The following is a 15,153-nucleotide window of genomic DNA, read 5'->3' as shown; positions in this document are numbered from 1 at the left end:
GTAGCACCACCAAACCGCCCGACGTACCTGCGCACGCATCGCCGATGCGTTGTCCTTCCTCCAGGACGTGCCGCCTCGAACGGCTCCCTGGCAGAAGGAGAGAGCACCGCGACGCCACCCCCGACTTCCCCAGCCAGAGGAGCCCGAGATGACCCCTCCGACCACGACTCCCGTCGCCCAGAAGCGCAAGCGCCGAACCCGCACGACGAACGTCTCCCACCGCCCGGCGCTCACCCTCTCCACCCTGCTCCCCAACAACTACGAGCTGCTCCCCGGCGGCGAACACCTGCGCTGCCCGGACTGCGAGACCTGGTGCCCGCTGACCACCGACAAGGGCAGCCAGGAGTGGAAGCAAGCCCCGCACCACACCGAGCGCGCCGGCACCCCGGGCGCCCGCCGCTGCCCCGGCTCCAACCGCCGGGTCCTGCTGGACCTGACCATCGCCCAGTGGCAGGAGCGCCTCGCCGATGCCGCGAAGGAAACCGCCTCCCGCCGACCGACCACCGTGCTCAAGAAGGTGAAGGCCCCGCTCCCGCCGGCACTCCACCAGCTCGCCCCGGCCGTGCCGACCGCCGACTCCGCCCGCAGCACCTTCGAGACGCACCGCCGCCGCTGCGCGGCCTGCATCGACCCGGCCAAGCGCTGCACCGACGGCCTGCGGCTGGAGGGCGAACTGCGTGTCGCGCTGTACCGGGAGCCGAAGCGCCGCGCGGCCGCGGCCCGCGCCGAGCAGGAGCAGCGGGCCGCCGAACGCGACCAGGCCAAGCGGCAGTTGCGGCGCCGGACCGCCGAGTGGGCCGAGCGCTACCCCGTGGCCGAGACCACCGACATGGTCCGCCGGAGCCTGTCCTACGCCCTGCCCGCCGACAGCCGGACCCGCCTGTACGGCCCGGACCTCCGGGTCGAGGAGCGCGACACCCGGGAGCAGGCCCGGGCGCGGGCCGAGGCCCGCACCGAGGCCGCGATCCGCCGCTCCAGCCCGCTGCGCAGGCAGAGCGCCTGATCCCGCGTCACCTCCGCACGATCGACCACGGCCCCGGCCGGCCCCGCACACTGCGGTGGTCGGCCGGGGCCGTGGCTGCTCGTACGACCAGCCAGCACAGCGAGAGGCCCCGGGGATTGCGCCCCCGGGGCCTCACCGGTCGCACCACCCACCCCGTAGAAGACGAGAGGACATCGACCGTGGGCACCATCATGCACCGTGACCGTCGGTCCGCCCAGGACCTCGACGCCCTGTACGACCGGCACGCCGGCGAACTCCGTACCTACGCCGACGAGCAGCTCACCGAGCTCGACCCCGCCGCCGACGGCGACCTGGCCGAGCAGCTGGTCGAGCGGGTCTGGCAGGACGTCGCCCGGGGCCTCTACCCCGAGGGCCGCCGCGGCCTGGACGGCCTGCTCGCCCTGCTGCTCGGCCAGGTCCGCGCCGTCCGCGCCCGTGCCGTCGCGGCCAGCCACGCGCTGCGCGAAGTCGTCATCGACCTGGACGACACCTCCGACACCGTCCCGCTCACCGCGATCCGCACCCGCCGGCCGCTGCCGACCACGGTCGCCGCCGCCGTCGCCTCGCTGCGCACGCTCCCGCTGGCCGGGTGATCGCGATGACCCACCAGCACCTGGGCGAGCAGGAGTTCGCCCGCCGCATGGAGGAGATCCGGCAGGCCGCGGCCGCCGCCGAGGCCGCCCGCCAGCAGGCCGAGCAGTTCCGCCAGCAGCAGGCCGCGCAGCAGGGAGGCACCCGATGAACCGCCCCGCCGACTTCGCCGTCTGCCGCTCCTTCATCGGCGGCGGCACCCCCGTCCCGCCGGCCCCGCCGGCTCCGCCCGCGCCCGCCCCGGGCGGTGGCCGGTGACTCCCGAAGAGGCCCAGCGCCGGCAGCAGGAGGAGTTCCTGCGCCGGGCGCGGGAGGCGACGGCCCGGGCCGAGGCCGCCCGCGCCGGACAGCAGCAGAGCTGAGAAGGAGAAGCCGATCGTGCCCGACCACCAGTTCAACGGCGGCTACGACGTGCCGTCGCAGCCGCAGCCCCTGCCCACCCCTCCCCCGCCGGCCCCCGCCCCGCAGCCCTCCAAGTAGCCCGCCACCAGCCCGAAGGAGCCCGCTGTGCCGTTCGACGTCAAGAAGTACCGCGCCGACGAGGCCGAGATTCAGCAGATGAACCGCGACTACGAGGACGCCGACCAGGCGGGGTACCTCCGGTGGCTCGACGAGCAGGACGCCCAGGCGCTGCGCCCGTGGGCCGAGTCCCTGCTCCAGAAGCCGGACAGGCAGCTGTCGGGCGCCGAACTCGAACAGCGCCACACCCTCGACGAGGCCGCCAACCCCGAGTTCGTCGACACGCTGTTCCAACTCGCCCTCACCGCCCGCTCCCCCCAGCACATCGCCTGATCACCCAGCCACAGAGAGAAGAAGGAGGCCGTCATGGACTGGCGCCACCGCGCGGTATGCCGCGAAGAGGACCCGGAGCTGTTCTTCCCGATCGGGAACACCGGCCCCGCCCTGCTGCAGATCGAGGGAGCCAAGGCCGTGTGCCGTCGCTGCCCCGTCATGGAGCAGTGCCTGCAGTGGGCCCTCGAGACCGCCCAGGACACCGGCGTCTGGGGCGGCATGAGCGAGGACGAGCGCCGCGCGATGAAGCGCCGCGCCCGCGACCGCGCCCGCACCGCCTGACCGCCGGTTGCTGTCGTTCGCCGCCGCACCCGCCCCGGACCGCCGGGGCGGGTGCGGCGGTGTTCGTCGGTGCCCGACGCACCGCCCGCCACCCCCGATCGAGGAGGACCCGATGTCCCAGACCACCACCGAACAGAACCCCGCCGCCCAGGCCCAGGGCACCCACCACTACATCCTGACGCTGCAGCGGCCGATCCCCGGCGGCGGCTCCGGGGTCGCCACCAGCAGCGGCACCTGCAATGTGCCGCCGGGCCTGACCCGCCACGACGTGTACACCCAGCTGCTCGCCAACGCGGTCGCCGCGGACCCGCAGCTGGCCGGCGCCGCCGTCCTCTTCTTCGACCTCCAGCCCAACCGGCTCTGATGCGCCGATTCCTGCGCGAGACCTTCACCGAGTTCAGCGGCCACTGCCGCTTCACCCGCGCCGTCGCCGACCGGATCGCCATCGGCGACCGGGAGGCCGCCGCCGTGTTCCGCACCGGCACCCTGGCCGCCGCACTGACCCGGCGCGGCCTCGACGCCAGAGGCCGCGAGATCGCCGCCTACGTCCGCCTGGTCCTCGCCGCCGACGGCGCCCCGGACCGCCTCGCCTGGCTCCACCACCCCTGACCCCGCCCCTGAGGAGACCATCGGCATGTTCACCATCATCAGCACCGCCTGCCTCGACGCCCTGCGCGAGCGCGCCGAGAAGGCCGAGGCCGACCTCGCCGCCCTGCGCCAGCAGGACAGCGCCCGGGTGCAGGACCTGGCCCGCATGGACGCCGAGCTGGCCCGGGCCTGCGCCGAGATCGGCGACCTGGCGCTGCGGCTGCGCACCGCCGAGGCCCAGCTGCAGGCCTCCATGGCCGCCCGGGCCGAGGACTGGCGGATCTACTGGGCCTCCGTCCAGGACCGCGAGCGCACCATCGCCATCCTGCGCGAGCGCCCCGCAGTCGAGGAGCCGACCGTGCCCGCGCTGCCGGAGAACACCGTGATGCTCTACCGCACCGCCGGCGGCTCGGTGGTCGCGGTGGTGCGCACCTCGCGCGACGACATCGACGAGCAGTACGCGGAGTACGCCTGGCGCTGCCTGGGCTGCACCGAGGCGCAGCCGGACTACCTCAAGCGGGAGCGGCAGCTGAGCAGCGCGCGCACCAACGCCGACCGGCACGCCGCCGACTGCCGGGCCGTCCCCGTCGCCCCCGCCGTTTCGCCCGCACCCGGCGCCTCCGCCGTCTTGGACCCGTCGGCTGTTCCCGCACCCCTCTGACCGCGTCCTGCTCCGGGCACGGCCGCCCACCTTTCCTCGCCCGACGACGGGCGGCCGCCCCGCGCCCACCACCGCGCCGCGGCCGCCCTGCCCGTCCGGGCCCCCTACGAGCCCCTTCAGGGAGGCCTTCGTGACGATCACCGACATGCCGTCGCCGGCGGCGCCGCCCGTGCCGGCCACCACCGTCCCCGCCCCGGCCCGCGCGAACACCACCGGCGCCCGCACCGCACCCCGCACCACCGCCGTGCACACCATCACGCGCCAGGAGTACGACGCGGCCCGCACCGCCGTGGACCGCCTCACCCGCCTGGGGAAGATGATCACCAACTCGCTGATGTCGATCGGCGGCGGCGCCCTCGTCTTCACCTGCGCCAACGTGACCCTGTTCGCGATGAGCCACGACATCCCCGGCTGGATCGCCTGGATGCTCGACCCGATGGCCTCCCTCGCCCTGATCACCGTCCTGTACGTCGACGGCGTCCTGGCCGAACAGGGCGGCGAGCGCGCCGGCACCTGGCCGTTCCTGCTCAGGTGGTTCGCCGGCATCAGCACCTGGCTCATGAACTCCTGGACCAGCCTCTACCCCGGCGGCCGCTTCACCCTGATCCCCGAGTACCCCGACGCCGGCGGCCTGCTGCTCCACTCCGTCGCCCCGTTCCTCCTGATCACGATGGCCGAGGCCTCCTCCGGCTACCGCACGTACCTCGCCAAGCGCCTCGCCGAGCTGCGCCGGATCATCCAGGCATTCGAGGACCAGCAGCACGCCGAGAAGAGCGAACGCGAGCGCCGCAGCCGCGAGGCAGCCGAGCGGGCCGAGGCCGAACGGCGCGAAACCGAGAAGGCCGAACGCGAGGACCGCCGCCTCCGCGAGGAACGCGAGCACGAGCAGCAGTTGGAGAACGAGCGGATGCGCCAGGCCGCCGAGGTCGCCCGCATCGCCTCGCAGACGGAAACCGAGCGGCTCCGCGAGCAGCGCGAGCTGGAAAACGCGAGAGCCGCACGCGAGGACCGCCGCCTCCGCGAGGAACGCGAGGCAGAAATCGAGCGCCTCCGCGAGCAACGCGAACTGGAGAACGCGAAGGCGAAGCGCGAGGCCGAGCGGCTGCGGATCGAGCGCGAAAACGAGGACGCCCGGCTGCGCCGCGAGCAGGAAATCGAGGCGGAGAAGCTTCGGATCGCGAGGGAGAACGAGGAGGCCCGCCAGCGCTCGGAAGCCGAGAGCGAGGCGCTGCGGATCAAGGCCGAGGCCGATGCGCAGGCGCGGATTCTGATGGCGAATGAGCAGGTCAGGCAGCAACAGGAGGCCGAGCGGGAGCGCCGGGCGAAGGAGGCCGCAGAAGCCGCGGACAAGCACCGCAAGGCGCAGGAGCGGGCCGCCGCGCGCCAGCAGCGACTGGCCTCGCAGACCGCTCGCACTTCCCGGACGGCCACCTCGCGTTCCGTCTCGGAAATCGCCTCGAACAGCGGCGGCACGGTTCCTCGCGAAGTCCGCTCGCAGCTTCGCGAGCAGGCCGAGCGGGAAGTTGCGCGGCTGATTCTGGAGGGCTCGGAGATCGACCAGCAAGCGATCGGCGAGCGCTACGGCAAGGGCGAGACGTGGGTCGGGGACCGCATCAGGTCCGCGAGGAAGCGCCTCGCGAACGACACCGAGTTCGAGAACGCGGTCATCGTCTCCGCCTTCGAGGACGAGATGCCGGTTTCCGAGGAGACCAAGGACGACGACCGGGCCACCGAGGCGGTCTGACGGGAGCGCGGCCTCCCCGGTGGCCACCAGAGCGGGGACCCGCCCCCTGGTGACTGGTGACCGCCGAAGGCGCCGAAGCGCCGAGCACCACAGCAGCGGGCCCCGGCATCGCCCGGGGCCCGGTTCAACCCATCCGAACCCGCCCATCACCGCAGGTCAGCGTCTTGGCCTGCCCGAATGCAAGGAGAACCCGGTGAACCCGATCGCGTACGCGACCGGCCTCGTGCTGATCGCGCTGCTGGTCGTCGCGGCCGCCGTGACGCCCCTGTTCCTCGCCCACGCCCGCACCACCAGAGACCACGGCCCCGAGTGCTGGTGGTGCCACCCCCGTGTCATCCGCCGCCGCTGACCCCTCAGCCCGGCGTTTTCCCAACTCAGAGCAAGAAAGTCCTGGGCGTCAACCAGTACCGGGCCGAGCGGATCATGGCCCTGGCCTTGGTCGGGGAGCAGTGCCACCGGCCCGGGGCAGGGAGTTGATCGATGCCCCGGCCCCACTGCGCCGACCTCCGTTCGGCCTGCCCCGCACGGCCTCCGGATGCCTCCCAGAACGCCCGCACAGGGCCCGTGGGCGGGCTTGCCGCTCCCGGCCCAAGGCCGAAGAGGGCGGGGCTCGTTCAGTGCCTTCCAAGGCCCTTGCAGGGCCGGAACCCGGCTTCTTCGCCGGCCACCGGGGCGTCCCCGTCCCGGTGGCGGACAAAGGCGTCGCGGCGCCGAGCACCACCTTGCGACCCGGACATTCGGCCGAAGCCCGGGTCCCACTGAAAAGTCCAGGTCACGGCCCCGCCGGACCGCCCCCCCGTGGACCCCTGGAGGAACCACCATGACCAACACCGCCGAGAGCCGTGAAGCGCTCAGGCGCGTCGCGCAGAGCCCGCAGGCCTTCGCCGGCTACCTCGCCAACATCCAGAGCACGCTGCTGGAGCTGGGCAACACCATCGAGGTCCTCGCCCAGGAGCAGCAGATCGTCCTACGCGGCACCCACGTGAAGGGCGACCGGTTCTACGACGCCCGCCTGCGGGCCCGGGCGACGGAGCGGCAGATCCACCAGCTGCTCGTCGCGCTGCGCAGCGCCGGCCGGGCCGCGGAGGTGAGCGCCTACCGCCGCCAGGCGTTCGAGGACAAGGTCGCCGCGCTTCCCGGAATCCGCGAGCAGAAGGCGCTGGGCAAGGCCAACAAGCGCAATCGGAAGCAGATTCCGGTGAATCAGATGCCGGGCCAGGCATCCACTTCCGAGGAAAAGCGCTACGATGAGCCCGCGTCGCTCTTCGACCTCCGCGACAGGAGGGCCTCTTGAATCGGCCCCTGACCGGAGAGGAGCGCACCGCCCACAATCGGCGGGCGCATTTCCGGAAGATCGAGGAGAGTGCGATCAGGAGCCGCGGCGAGGACAAGGGTTCCGCCGATTCCTGGCTCCAAATCCTCAAGGCCCGGCTCGTGAAGGATGCGCGGGCGGGGAATCCGGATATCTGGAGCGGCTGGGTGGCGATCTGCCGAATGGTTCTCTCCGCACTCCAGCGGCGGGCCGCTGGCGACCGCCGCATCTGGGACCAGGTGGTCGCCTACGCCGAGCAGGTCTGCGAGATGTATCCCCCCGAGTGACTCAACGTCACCACAAGCACCGCAGAACCGCGGGGTGGGGTCTCGCGCGCGTATCGCGGGCCCGCGGGCCCGCTCGCTCGCGGGCGCGAGGCCCCACCCTACGTCACCTCTTGGAAGGGAGCAAGTTGGCCGGCGACGACGACATGGAGGGGAGGGTGTTCACCTTTCCTCCGCCAGGGGCGCAGTCCGGGCCCCCGCAGCGGCGGATTCCCCGCTACTCGGACATTCCCGAGCCCCGCAGCAATGACATCCCGGAAATTCCGGAAGTTCCTCGGCCGCTGCCTGCCGAAGCGTTCCTCCGGGCCGAATCCATTTCTCCTCAAGCCCCTCCCGTCGCGCTTTCGGAAAACGCCATGGAAGGGGAAGTAGAATATGAAGAATATGGCGAGGATTATGGCCAGGAATATGAGCGGCGGTCCCTTGCCGAGGTAATTTCTGACTGGCTCCAGTATGTGGTCGACAGGGCCCGCGAGGAGAGGGACGAGCAGGCTCCGTTCCGGGAGGCGCATGTTGCCGACAAGGTGGCGCGCCTGAATGCGGCGACCGCCCGGGAAATGGGAATGCTGGAGCAGGTCAACGCGCTGCGGAAGGCCGAGGTCGATGCCCGTGCGGCCCGGGTCGCGGCGCACGGCCGGGGCGCGGGCGGCGGTGGCGGGGAGGCCGGCAAGGGGCTCCACAAGAGCTCCGACCGCAGCCCCGGCGCGTCTAACAACCGCAACTCCGGCGCGTTGAACAACCGCAGCCCCGGAGGGCCGGGCGGCCGCCACGACCCGGCGCGTCCGAACACCGGGCACCAGCGCCGCGGCCAGGACCGCGAGCAGCGTCCGGGCGGTCACCGCCAGCCCCCCGGCGGGACGCCGGGCGGCTCGCAGCGGCCCGGCGGGCCCGGGCCGACGGGCCGTCACAGCGGCGGCAGCACCAGCGGCTCCGGGAGCGGGTCCGCGGGCGGCCGGGGCCTGTTGAGCAAGGGGGACGGCGTCGGCTCCAAGGGCGCCGACAGCGCCAAGGCGGAGCGCACCCGGCTCCGCGAACAGCGCTTGGCGGACAGGCAGGCCGCCGACCTGGCGGACCGCACCAAGGACCGGGACCGCGACCGGAACAACAAGCAGACCCTCTGGGACGACAAGCGCCACGAGCGCAACGCCGAGCGGGAGCGGCGCCGCAGGGACGCCGAGGCGCGCGCCGGGGAGCCGGGCCTGGCAGGACGCCTCTTCACGACCGTGAAGTCGAAGCTCAAGCGCGGCGGGTCCGGAGACGGGGACGCCGCGGCCGGCGCGGCGGAGGAGGCGACGGCGAAGCCGGCCGATTCGGCGGACACCTCCGGGGCCCCGGAGGAGAAGCCCGGCACGGAGAAGCCGGACACGGAGAAGCCCGACGCCGGCTTCGGGGCCTTCAAACCCGGTGACAGGTTCGCGGAGTTCCTCGCGGGCCTGTACGACCCCGACGCGTCCGCCCACAGCGGCAAGGACGCGGATCCGGAGCCGGAGCTGCTGTTCACCGAGCCCGTCGACATGGCGCCGGCAGGGGCCTCGGCCGTGCGCGAGGAGGACATCCCGGACGCGGAGATTGTGGTCGACGCGCTGCCGGCCAAGGGCCCCGACGCGCTGCCGCCGGCGCCCGAACCGCACACCGAGCGCCCGGGCACCTACCAGCCCGCCGCCCGGGTGCGGGGCGGTTCGGCCGGCAGGCGCGGCTTCGCCCGCCAGCACGCCACCGACATCACCCTGGACGAGATCCTGGTGGCCCTGGCCAACGTCACCGTCGACGCGCTGAAGGACCACGAGCTCTCCCAGGCGTCCGCCGCGCAGCTCAACGCACTGGCGCAGTCACTGGCGGCGATGTGCGACGAGCTGCTCAACGACCACAACCTCACCAAGAAGCTGGTCAACCTGATCGGCGCCCTGAGAGACCTGGTGGTCGTGACCGCCCGCGAGGCGAACCGGCTGACCGAAGCGTGCGAGAAGGCCGCGAAGACGGCGCACATCGCCGCCGCCGTGATCGCCAAGGAGTACGAGAAGGACAAGGCCGCGATGGCCGACGGAGGCCTCGACCAGGCGTCCGCAGCGGTCCACCACGCCTAGAACACCGAAAGGAGTACCGGTCCATGACCGAGCAGCCCGACAACCTCCCCGCCCCCGTGCCCGAAGCACCGAACCCGGCCCCCGCTCCGGCCCCGAGGAGAGGCGTGGAGATCGACCGGGTCTCGGGCCCCGGGGTGGTGTGGTGCCGCACCAGGGGCGACCACCACTACGAGGCCGTCCAGTACAAGCTGAAGCTCCTGGTGGGGGCGATGCACCAGGCCACCGGCAACCTGGAGGGACTGGACAAGCGGTCCAGGCGCAACGCCGTCGCCGCGTCCAAACTGGCCGAGGTCAGCGCGGACGCGCACGTCGACGACGCCTACGTCGCGCTGCTCCTGCAGGTCGCCGACGCCCTGAACGAGTCGGCGAAGGCCGTCCGCAAGATGCTCCGCGCCGCAGAGCTCGTCGAGAGCGACGCGGAGGCCCTCAAGAACCGGCACCGCCGGCTGTACGGCCCGCTGCACTTCGTCCGCAAGGGCCGCCGCGCCAAGACGCCGAAGCCCGGCTTCTTCGGCGGGGGCTGACCGCACCGCCAGGGGGTGTCCCGCCCCGTCCGGGCGGGCCCGGCGCACCGGCGCCGGGCCCGCCCGCCGTCTGTTCCCACGAAAGGAAGACCCGCCATGGCGCCCGTCGCCACCACGCTGGAACGCACCGTGTACGTGGCGGCCGCGCCCATCCTCGGCGCGGCCGCCAGCCTCCCCCCGGACCACCCCGTCGCCCTGGGCGCCACCGTCGCCGCCGGCGTCGGCGTGGCAGCCGGGCTCGGCGTCGTCCTGGGCAGGCCCGACAACGAGGGCCGCTGGCTGGTGCGGCTCTCGCCGCTCCTGGAGTTCGCCGCCGTCGACTTCGCGAACTACCACCTGGCCGGCTGGCACTGGGACGCGGCACTGGCCGGGGCCTGGCTGCTCCTGAACTTCGCGCTCAAGCCCCTGTCGGGCACCTCGCGCCGCCACCGCATCCAGCTGGCGGCCGCAGCCGCGCCCCGGCAACTGCCCGCCGCCCCGGCCGCAGCGCCCGCGGCGCAGCCCGCCGAGACGGCCGACCCGTTCACGGCCGGGATGCGGCAGCTGTGGGCCCGGGCCAAGAACCCGGGCGACACCCACGTCGCCAAGGCGATTCCGCACGAGGGCAAGGACCACGACCTGACCCTGCTGCTGCGCAGCAACGAGCCCGGCCGCCCCATCAGCCGGCTCTCCGAGGAAGACGTCGCCGCGGCCCTCGGCATCGACGTCGTGCACGCCGCGAGCGGCAAGAACAACATCGTCTTCATGCCGGTGGCCAGCACGGCCGGACGGCAGAGCGGGCCCGGGTGGCTGGAAGTGCAGGTCGTCCCAGACGAGCGCGAGCGGCGCCACAAGCGGCCGACCACCGCGGAGTGGTGGGACGACAAGATCGGCGACAGCGCCATCCCCGGCTCCCGCTTCATCGACCGCATCCGCAACCAGGAGAAGGGCGTCACCTACTGGACCGCGCAGCTGCCCGACGGCATCGGCGAGCCCCGCATGGACCTGCCGGCACTGTGCCGCGCGATGCGCACCACCTACGAGGAAGGGCGGGTCTTCGTCACCCTGGACGTCGACCGCGTCCTGGTCGCCGTGTGGGACGTCTCCCCGCTCGCCAAGATCTACCCCGCCACCCGGGAACTGCTCACCCCGGACAGCGACGGCTGGTGGACGGCCGGGTTCCTGGCCAACGGCCAGCCCGCGCGCAACCGGGTGTGCACCGACCGGGGCGCGGCCCACGGCCTGTACACGGCGCCGTCGGGCGCCGGCAAGACCCAGCTGATGGCCGAGGCCATCGTCGCCCACGCCAACGTCGGTGCCGCGCTGTTCCTGTGCACCGAGGCGCCGGACGAGAAGACCGCAGCCCTGGGAAGGCACTGCTACCGCTACGGTGTCGGCGCCCTGTACATGGTGCGGCTGCTGCGCGTGCTGGAGGCGCTGATCGATATCCGCGGCACCATGCTGTGGGCCGACGGCAAGGTCCACGACTGGGCCTTCGGCAAGCCCGGCTGCCCCTACAGCCAGGTCGCGGCGTTCCTGGACGAGTTCCTGTCCGCCGCCCTGAACGGCGACTACGGCCCCGACATCCAGGAACTCGCGGAGATCGTGTCGGTCAAGGCCCGCAAGCAGGCCATCGGCCTGCACGTGGCCGGACAGAGCATCTACGTCCAGGACGGCTTCTCGCAGTTGTTGTTGGAGAACATCCGCGAGAACGGCGTGCCGATCGTGCTCAAGGTCGCGCCGAAGAAGATCGGCGAGATGTTCAAGACGCTCAACATCGCGCCGGACGACATCCCCGAGCCGCTGCCGCGCTCCTTCTCCCCGGAGAAGGGCGGCCGCATCGAGCGGATCATGAACGGGGAGGCCGAACCGCCCTCCGACTCCAACACCGGCGGTGTCGGCTGGATCGTCCCCAACCGCAAGCCGGAGGCGATGCGCGCCCTGTTCATCGACTTCAACGAGCCCATTGACCACCTGTTCCCGAACACCGTCGTCGGCCTGACCGACCACGAGATCCGCGAACTGGAGGCACGGGACCTGTGGTTCGACTGGACCCTGCCGCCCCGCCCCGGGGAGTTCGGCCCGGAACCCGTTGACGAGGACGACGAGGATCGGAACATCCCCGCCCCCCGGCGCAAGGCCGACCGGAAGGCCACGGCACCCGAGATGCCCAGCGCCAGCAGCATCGACAACCCCCAGGACGCCCTGGCGGCGATCGCCGCACTCCGCAAGAAGTGACCTCCACCGGCCGGGCACGGGCGCACCGACATGCCCGTGCCCGGCCGCCCGCCCCGGAGGACTCAGTCCTCCGGGGTGATGTTCACCGCCCCGCAGTTCCAGCACTCCCACTCGACCGGCACATCGACGCTCTCGCAGCAGTCGTGGCCCTCGCCCTCCACCGCGCAATCCGCTCCGCAGTCCCAGCACTCGAAGTGCAGGTGCGCCACGCCAACCCCTTCCGGCGACGACGGGTCCGCCCCGGCGCGCCCCGTACCACCGGCATCATGCCGCGCACGGCGGCCGGCGGCCTTTCCGACGATCCGGTGCCGCCGACCCGCCGAGCACAGCAGACCCAGCCTTCACCCGCCCACCCACCCGCACCCATCCGGTCCTGCGGGGCCGAGAACGGAGCACGCCGTGGCGACCGCCACCGACAAGAGCACCACCGACACCGCTTCGGACGCGGACCTCACCGAAGTCACCCTCACGATCGTCACCGAGGACGGCTCCGACCACCGCGACGTGCGGAACCTGACGCCGCAGCAGCTCGGCGAGCTGCTCCTCGTGTTCGACGACGGCCAGGTCCACGAGGACTTCCTGGACGAGGGGGAGGGCTGCGAGATGATGCTGGAGTACGCGCCCTCCGAGTACGGCGGCCGGCTCTGGGCCGAGACCCGGTCCTTCGAGGAAGGCACGGCGGCACGGCTGCTGCGGGCCTTCGAGACGGGCACGTCCCTGGAGTGATCCGGGCGGCCACGCTTCCCGCCAGAGTGCTGCGCCGCAGCCGGGCCAGGCCGGTCCGGCGGCGCAGCACTCTGGCGGGCTGCGCGGCCGCCCGGCCCGCACCCCGCACCGGATGGGAGACCACCGCCCGTGCCCGCACACCCGACCGCCGGCCACTACGGTCCCGGCCCCCACGGCCTGCTGGCCTTCCTCGCCGCGCACGACCGGGGCGACGGTATCCGCTTCGACCAGCTGCCCGACGGCCGCTGGCACGCGGGCGACGGCGAAGAAGGCTTCACCGCGGACAGCACCGACTTCCGCCGCCTCGCCGCCGCCCACCTGGCCGACGTCGGCGACTTCAACGACTCGCCCGTGCGCATCACCCCCGCGGGCCGCAACCACGTCCAGGCCGGGCTCACGCCCCGGAGTGCGGCGCCCAACGGATCGCCCTGACCGGGGCCCGGCCGCCCCGCCCGCCGCCCCTGGCCCGTGCGGCCGGGGCCGGAGCACGCCCTCCTTCGTCCCGCTCCCTTCACGAGAGGAATCCCGCCATGAACACCCCGCAGCCCACCCGGTCCGCCGCCTCCGCCACCCCGGACCACCAGCAGGTCACCCTGGTCGAGGACGGCTTCACCCCGATGTTCGTCGACGGCCGGCTCGTCGCCGTCCCCCTGCACCCCGGAAGCGCCGACAGCACCCGGTTCGTGCCCGCGATCGTGGACGGCGACGTCCGGCCGGTACCCGTCTACGACCCGATCGCGGCCGCGCTGGCGGCCGTCGCCGCCTCCGCCCGGACGCCCCCGGCCGCCGAGCCCGACACGCCGGCCGACGACCCGGGCCTGCCCCGCGCGGTGCGCCAGTGCGTGCAGTACGGCTGCGGCGCGCTGCTGACCGCCGGCGCGGCGACGTGGATGATCGGCGAGGGCGTCGGCAGCGTCGCGCCGTACGCCGACCAGATCGGCAAGATCCTCATGCTCACCGCCGTCACCGGCGGCGTCATCGTCGGCGGCCTGGTCCTCCTCCTCGGCCGCCTGCGCGCCGTCACCGCCGCACCGGACGGCGGCACGGCGACCGCGAGCGGCGACAACTCCACCGCCACCGGAGCGGTCTTCGCGCTCACCTACCGGCCCCAGCACAACGTTCGCACCACCAACATCGGCAAGCAGTCCGCCGGGTGGCGCGGTTCCATCACCAACAACGGCTGACCCGCCGTCACCCCACCGAAGGAGACGAGATGTTCTTCCAGCCCGGAGACAGCGTCGAGGTCCTGGACGGCCCGTACGAGGGAGCGACCGGCACCGTCGGCATCACCCGCACCGACAACGGCATGGTCGAAGTGAAGGGCCTCATCGGCTGGTTCGCGGAGGCGTTCAGCAGCCTCCCCCAGATCCACCCCGACGACCTGGCGCTCATCGAACCCGCCTGCTGACCGGCCGACCTGCCTCGACCCCGAAACCGCTCCCGCCCCGCAGCCCGTACCCGCCCACCGACCGCCTTCCGGAGGAACACCTTGACCGACACCACCACCAGCACGACCGGCACCGTCCGGGACAGCGCCGCGACGATCCGCTACACCGCGGACACGGTGATCCTGGACAGCGACGGCCGCGTCCTGCTGATCGAGCGCGGCCACCCCGCCTACCAGGGGCTGCTCGCCCTGCCCGGCGGCCACGTCAACGTCGGCGAGACCTCGCGCCGGGCCGCCGCCCGCGAGGCCCTGGAGGAGACCGGCATCCTCGTCAACCCCGATGACCTCGTCTTCGTCGGCCTCTACGACGAGCCCGACCGCGACCCGCGCGGCCGCTACATCGGCACCGCCTACCTCGCCCGCGTCCCCGCCGGCACCTTCGCCCGTGCCGGGGACGACGCCGCCGCCGTCCACTGGACCCCGATCGACGCCCTCCCCGAACGCCTCGCCTTCGACCACGCGCAGATCCTCGCCGACGCCCGCCGGATCGCCTCCGGACGCTGACGCTGCCCACCACGGCGCCCCGCTCGCCTCGCCCACCAGGTGCAGTGGGCGGGGCGCCGTGGTGCGTGGCGCGGCCGTCCGGCCGACACCCGCCACCAAGAGGAAGAACACCATGGCCACCTTGACCGTCCCCGGCCCCGCCTTCGACGCTGCCTGCCCCGACGCCGGCACCGTGACCTGCGAGGAGGACCACTGCGGCGAGGAGATCGACCGCAGCCCCGCCTACCAGTGCGGCACCGTCACCGAGATCCCCCGTGACGACGCGCACGGCTGCGGCCGCTACTTCTGCAGCCCGCACCTGCAGGCGCCGGACCCGGCCGACTGCGGCACCCCGCAGCCGCAGCACTGCGGCGGCTGCCTCGCCCCGCACCGCGCACCGACCGCGGCCTGAACC

23 protein-coding genes are annotated in these 15,153 nt (G+C 73.1%); 21 read left to right on the top strand and 2 right to left on the bottom strand.

Annotation, left to right across the window (positions count from 1 at the left end; all coding sequences use genetic code 11):
• The first annotated feature begins 148 nt into the window (after nt 1–148).
• The 12 genes from ACIOHG_RS30830 (at nt 149) to ACIOHG_RS30775 (ending at nt 7,260) form a co-directional block, all read left to right on the top strand.
• Nucleotides 149–1,003, top strand: a complete 855-nt coding sequence (locus tag ACIOHG_RS30830; RefSeq protein WP_400955486.1) for a hypothetical protein — start codon at nt 149–151, stop codon at nt 1,001–1,003.
• Nucleotides 1,004–1,182: 179 nt separating this feature from the next.
• The gene (locus tag ACIOHG_RS30825) at nt 1,183–1,596 is read left to right on the top strand and encodes a hypothetical protein (protein WP_400955485.1); all 414 of its coding nucleotides are present in this window, start codon (nt 1,183–1,185) and stop codon (nt 1,594–1,596) included.
• Nucleotides 1,597–1,601: 5 nt separating this feature from the next.
• The gene (locus ACIOHG_RS30820) at nt 1,602–1,745 is read left to right on the top strand and encodes a hypothetical protein (RefSeq protein ID WP_400955483.1); all 144 of its coding nucleotides are present in this window, start codon (nt 1,602–1,604) and stop codon (nt 1,743–1,745) included.
• Between the two features lie 356 nt (nt 1,746–2,101).
• Complete coding sequence (locus ACIOHG_RS30815; protein WP_400955481.1) at nt 2,102–2,386, top strand: hypothetical protein; 285 nt, start codon at nt 2,102–2,104, stop codon at nt 2,384–2,386.
• Nucleotides 2,387–2,419: 33 nt separating this feature from the next.
• On the top strand, nt 2,420–2,668 hold the full coding sequence (locus tag ACIOHG_RS30810) for a WhiB family transcriptional regulator (RefSeq protein ID WP_400955480.1): 249 nt from the start codon (nt 2,420–2,422) through the stop codon (nt 2,666–2,668).
• Nucleotides 2,669–2,780: 112 nt separating this feature from the next.
• Complete coding sequence (locus tag ACIOHG_RS30805) at nt 2,781–3,032, top strand: hypothetical protein (RefSeq protein WP_400955479.1); 252 nt, start codon at nt 2,781–2,783, stop codon at nt 3,030–3,032.
• Nucleotides 3,032–3,277, top strand: a complete 246-nt coding sequence (locus tag ACIOHG_RS30800) for a hypothetical protein (protein WP_400955478.1) — start codon at nt 3,032–3,034, stop codon at nt 3,275–3,277. Before ACIOHG_RS30805 ends, ACIOHG_RS30800 begins: the two co-directional genes overlap by 1 nt.
• Nucleotides 3,278–3,302: 25 nt before the next feature.
• Complete coding sequence (locus tag ACIOHG_RS30795) at nt 3,303–3,917, top strand: hypothetical protein (RefSeq protein ID WP_400955477.1); 615 nt, start codon at nt 3,303–3,305, stop codon at nt 3,915–3,917.
• Nucleotides 3,918–4,047: 130 nt separating this feature from the next.
• Nucleotides 4,048–5,661, top strand: coding sequence for a hypothetical protein (locus ACIOHG_RS30790; RefSeq protein WP_400955475.1), 1,614 nt, complete (start codon nt 4,048–4,050; stop codon nt 5,659–5,661).
• Nucleotides 5,662–5,854: 193 nt separating this feature from the next.
• The gene (locus tag ACIOHG_RS30785; RefSeq protein WP_400955474.1) at nt 5,855–6,010 is read left to right on the top strand and encodes a hypothetical protein; all 156 of its coding nucleotides are present in this window, start codon (nt 5,855–5,857) and stop codon (nt 6,008–6,010) included.
• Between the two features lie 471 nt (nt 6,011–6,481).
• Nucleotides 6,482–6,955 (top strand): hypothetical protein, encoded by a 474-nt coding sequence (locus ACIOHG_RS30780; RefSeq protein WP_400955472.1) that lies wholly within the window; start codon nt 6,482–6,484, stop codon nt 6,953–6,955.
• Complete coding sequence (locus tag ACIOHG_RS30775; RefSeq protein ID WP_400955470.1) at nt 6,952–7,260, top strand: hypothetical protein; 309 nt, start codon at nt 6,952–6,954, stop codon at nt 7,258–7,260. Before ACIOHG_RS30780 ends, ACIOHG_RS30775 begins: the two co-directional genes overlap by 4 nt.
• A 98-nt stretch (nt 7,261–7,358) precedes the next feature.
• Here ACIOHG_RS30775 and ACIOHG_RS30770 read toward each other — a convergent pair whose 3' ends face one another.
• The gene (locus tag ACIOHG_RS30770) at nt 7,359–7,769 is read right to left on the bottom strand and encodes a hypothetical protein (protein WP_400955468.1); all 411 of its coding nucleotides are present in this window, start codon (nt 7,767–7,769) and stop codon (nt 7,359–7,361) included.
• A gap of 51 nt (nt 7,770–7,820) precedes the next feature.
• On the opposite strand from ACIOHG_RS30770, the gene ACIOHG_RS30765 reads away from it, so the two are divergent.
• From ACIOHG_RS30765 to ACIOHG_RS30755, 3 genes are all read left to right on the top strand, one after another.
• Entirely contained in the window at nt 7,821–9,341 is a 1,521-nt protein-coding gene (locus tag ACIOHG_RS30765; protein WP_400955466.1) for a hypothetical protein, read from the top strand.
• Nucleotides 9,342–9,364: 23 nt separating this feature from the next.
• A complete protein-coding gene (locus ACIOHG_RS30760; protein ID WP_400955465.1) occupies nt 9,365–9,865 on the top strand; it encodes a conjugal transfer protein TraB in 501 nt (166 codons plus the stop codon).
• A gap of 96 nt (nt 9,866–9,961) precedes the next feature.
• Nucleotides 9,962–12,082 (top strand): chromosome segregation protein ParM, encoded by a 2,121-nt coding sequence (locus ACIOHG_RS30755; RefSeq protein ID WP_400955464.1) that lies wholly within the window; start codon nt 9,962–9,964, stop codon nt 12,080–12,082.
• Nucleotides 12,083–12,144: 62 nt separating this feature from the next.
• Here the strand turns inward: ACIOHG_RS30755 and ACIOHG_RS30750 are convergent, their stop codons facing one another.
• Entirely contained in the window at nt 12,145–12,291 is a 147-nt protein-coding gene (locus ACIOHG_RS30750) for a hypothetical protein (RefSeq protein WP_400955463.1), read from the bottom strand.
• Nucleotides 12,292–12,481: 190 nt separating this feature from the next.
• Between ACIOHG_RS30750 and ACIOHG_RS30745 the strand changes: the two genes are divergently transcribed.
• The 6 genes from ACIOHG_RS30745 to ACIOHG_RS30720 all read left to right on the top strand — a co-directional run bounded on the left by ACIOHG_RS30745 (nt 12,482) and on the right by ACIOHG_RS30720 (nt 15,150).
• Entirely contained in the window at nt 12,482–12,808 is a 327-nt protein-coding gene (locus tag ACIOHG_RS30745; protein ID WP_400955461.1) for a hypothetical protein, read from the top strand.
• Nucleotides 12,809–12,937: 129 nt separating this feature from the next.
• Entirely contained in the window at nt 12,938–13,240 is a 303-nt protein-coding gene (locus ACIOHG_RS30740; RefSeq protein ID WP_400955460.1) for a hypothetical protein, read from the top strand.
• A 98-nt stretch (nt 13,241–13,338) separates the two neighbouring features.
• Nucleotides 13,339–13,992, top strand: coding sequence for a hypothetical protein (locus tag ACIOHG_RS30735; protein ID WP_400955459.1), 654 nt, complete (start codon nt 13,339–13,341; stop codon nt 13,990–13,992).
• Nucleotides 13,993–14,021: 29 nt separating this feature from the next.
• A complete protein-coding gene (locus ACIOHG_RS30730) occupies nt 14,022–14,216 on the top strand; it encodes a hypothetical protein (protein ID WP_400955457.1) in 195 nt (64 codons plus the stop codon).
• A gap of 81 nt (nt 14,217–14,297) precedes the next feature.
• On the top strand, nt 14,298–14,759 hold the full coding sequence (locus tag ACIOHG_RS30725; RefSeq protein WP_400955456.1) for an NUDIX domain-containing protein: 462 nt from the start codon (nt 14,298–14,300) through the stop codon (nt 14,757–14,759).
• A gap of 112 nt (nt 14,760–14,871) precedes the next feature.
• Nucleotides 14,872–15,150, top strand: coding sequence for a hypothetical protein (locus ACIOHG_RS30720; RefSeq protein ID WP_400955455.1), 279 nt, complete (start codon nt 14,872–14,874; stop codon nt 15,148–15,150).
• Nucleotides 15,151–15,153: the final 3 nt, after the last annotated feature.

The sequence above is a fragment of the Kitasatospora sp. NPDC088134 genome (assembly GCF_044741705.1).
Classification (GTDB): Bacteria; Actinomycetota; Actinomycetes; order Streptomycetales; family Streptomycetaceae; genus Kitasatospora.
Note: the sequence above shows the minus strand (reverse complement) of the source record. Positions and strands in the feature narration are given on the sequence as shown.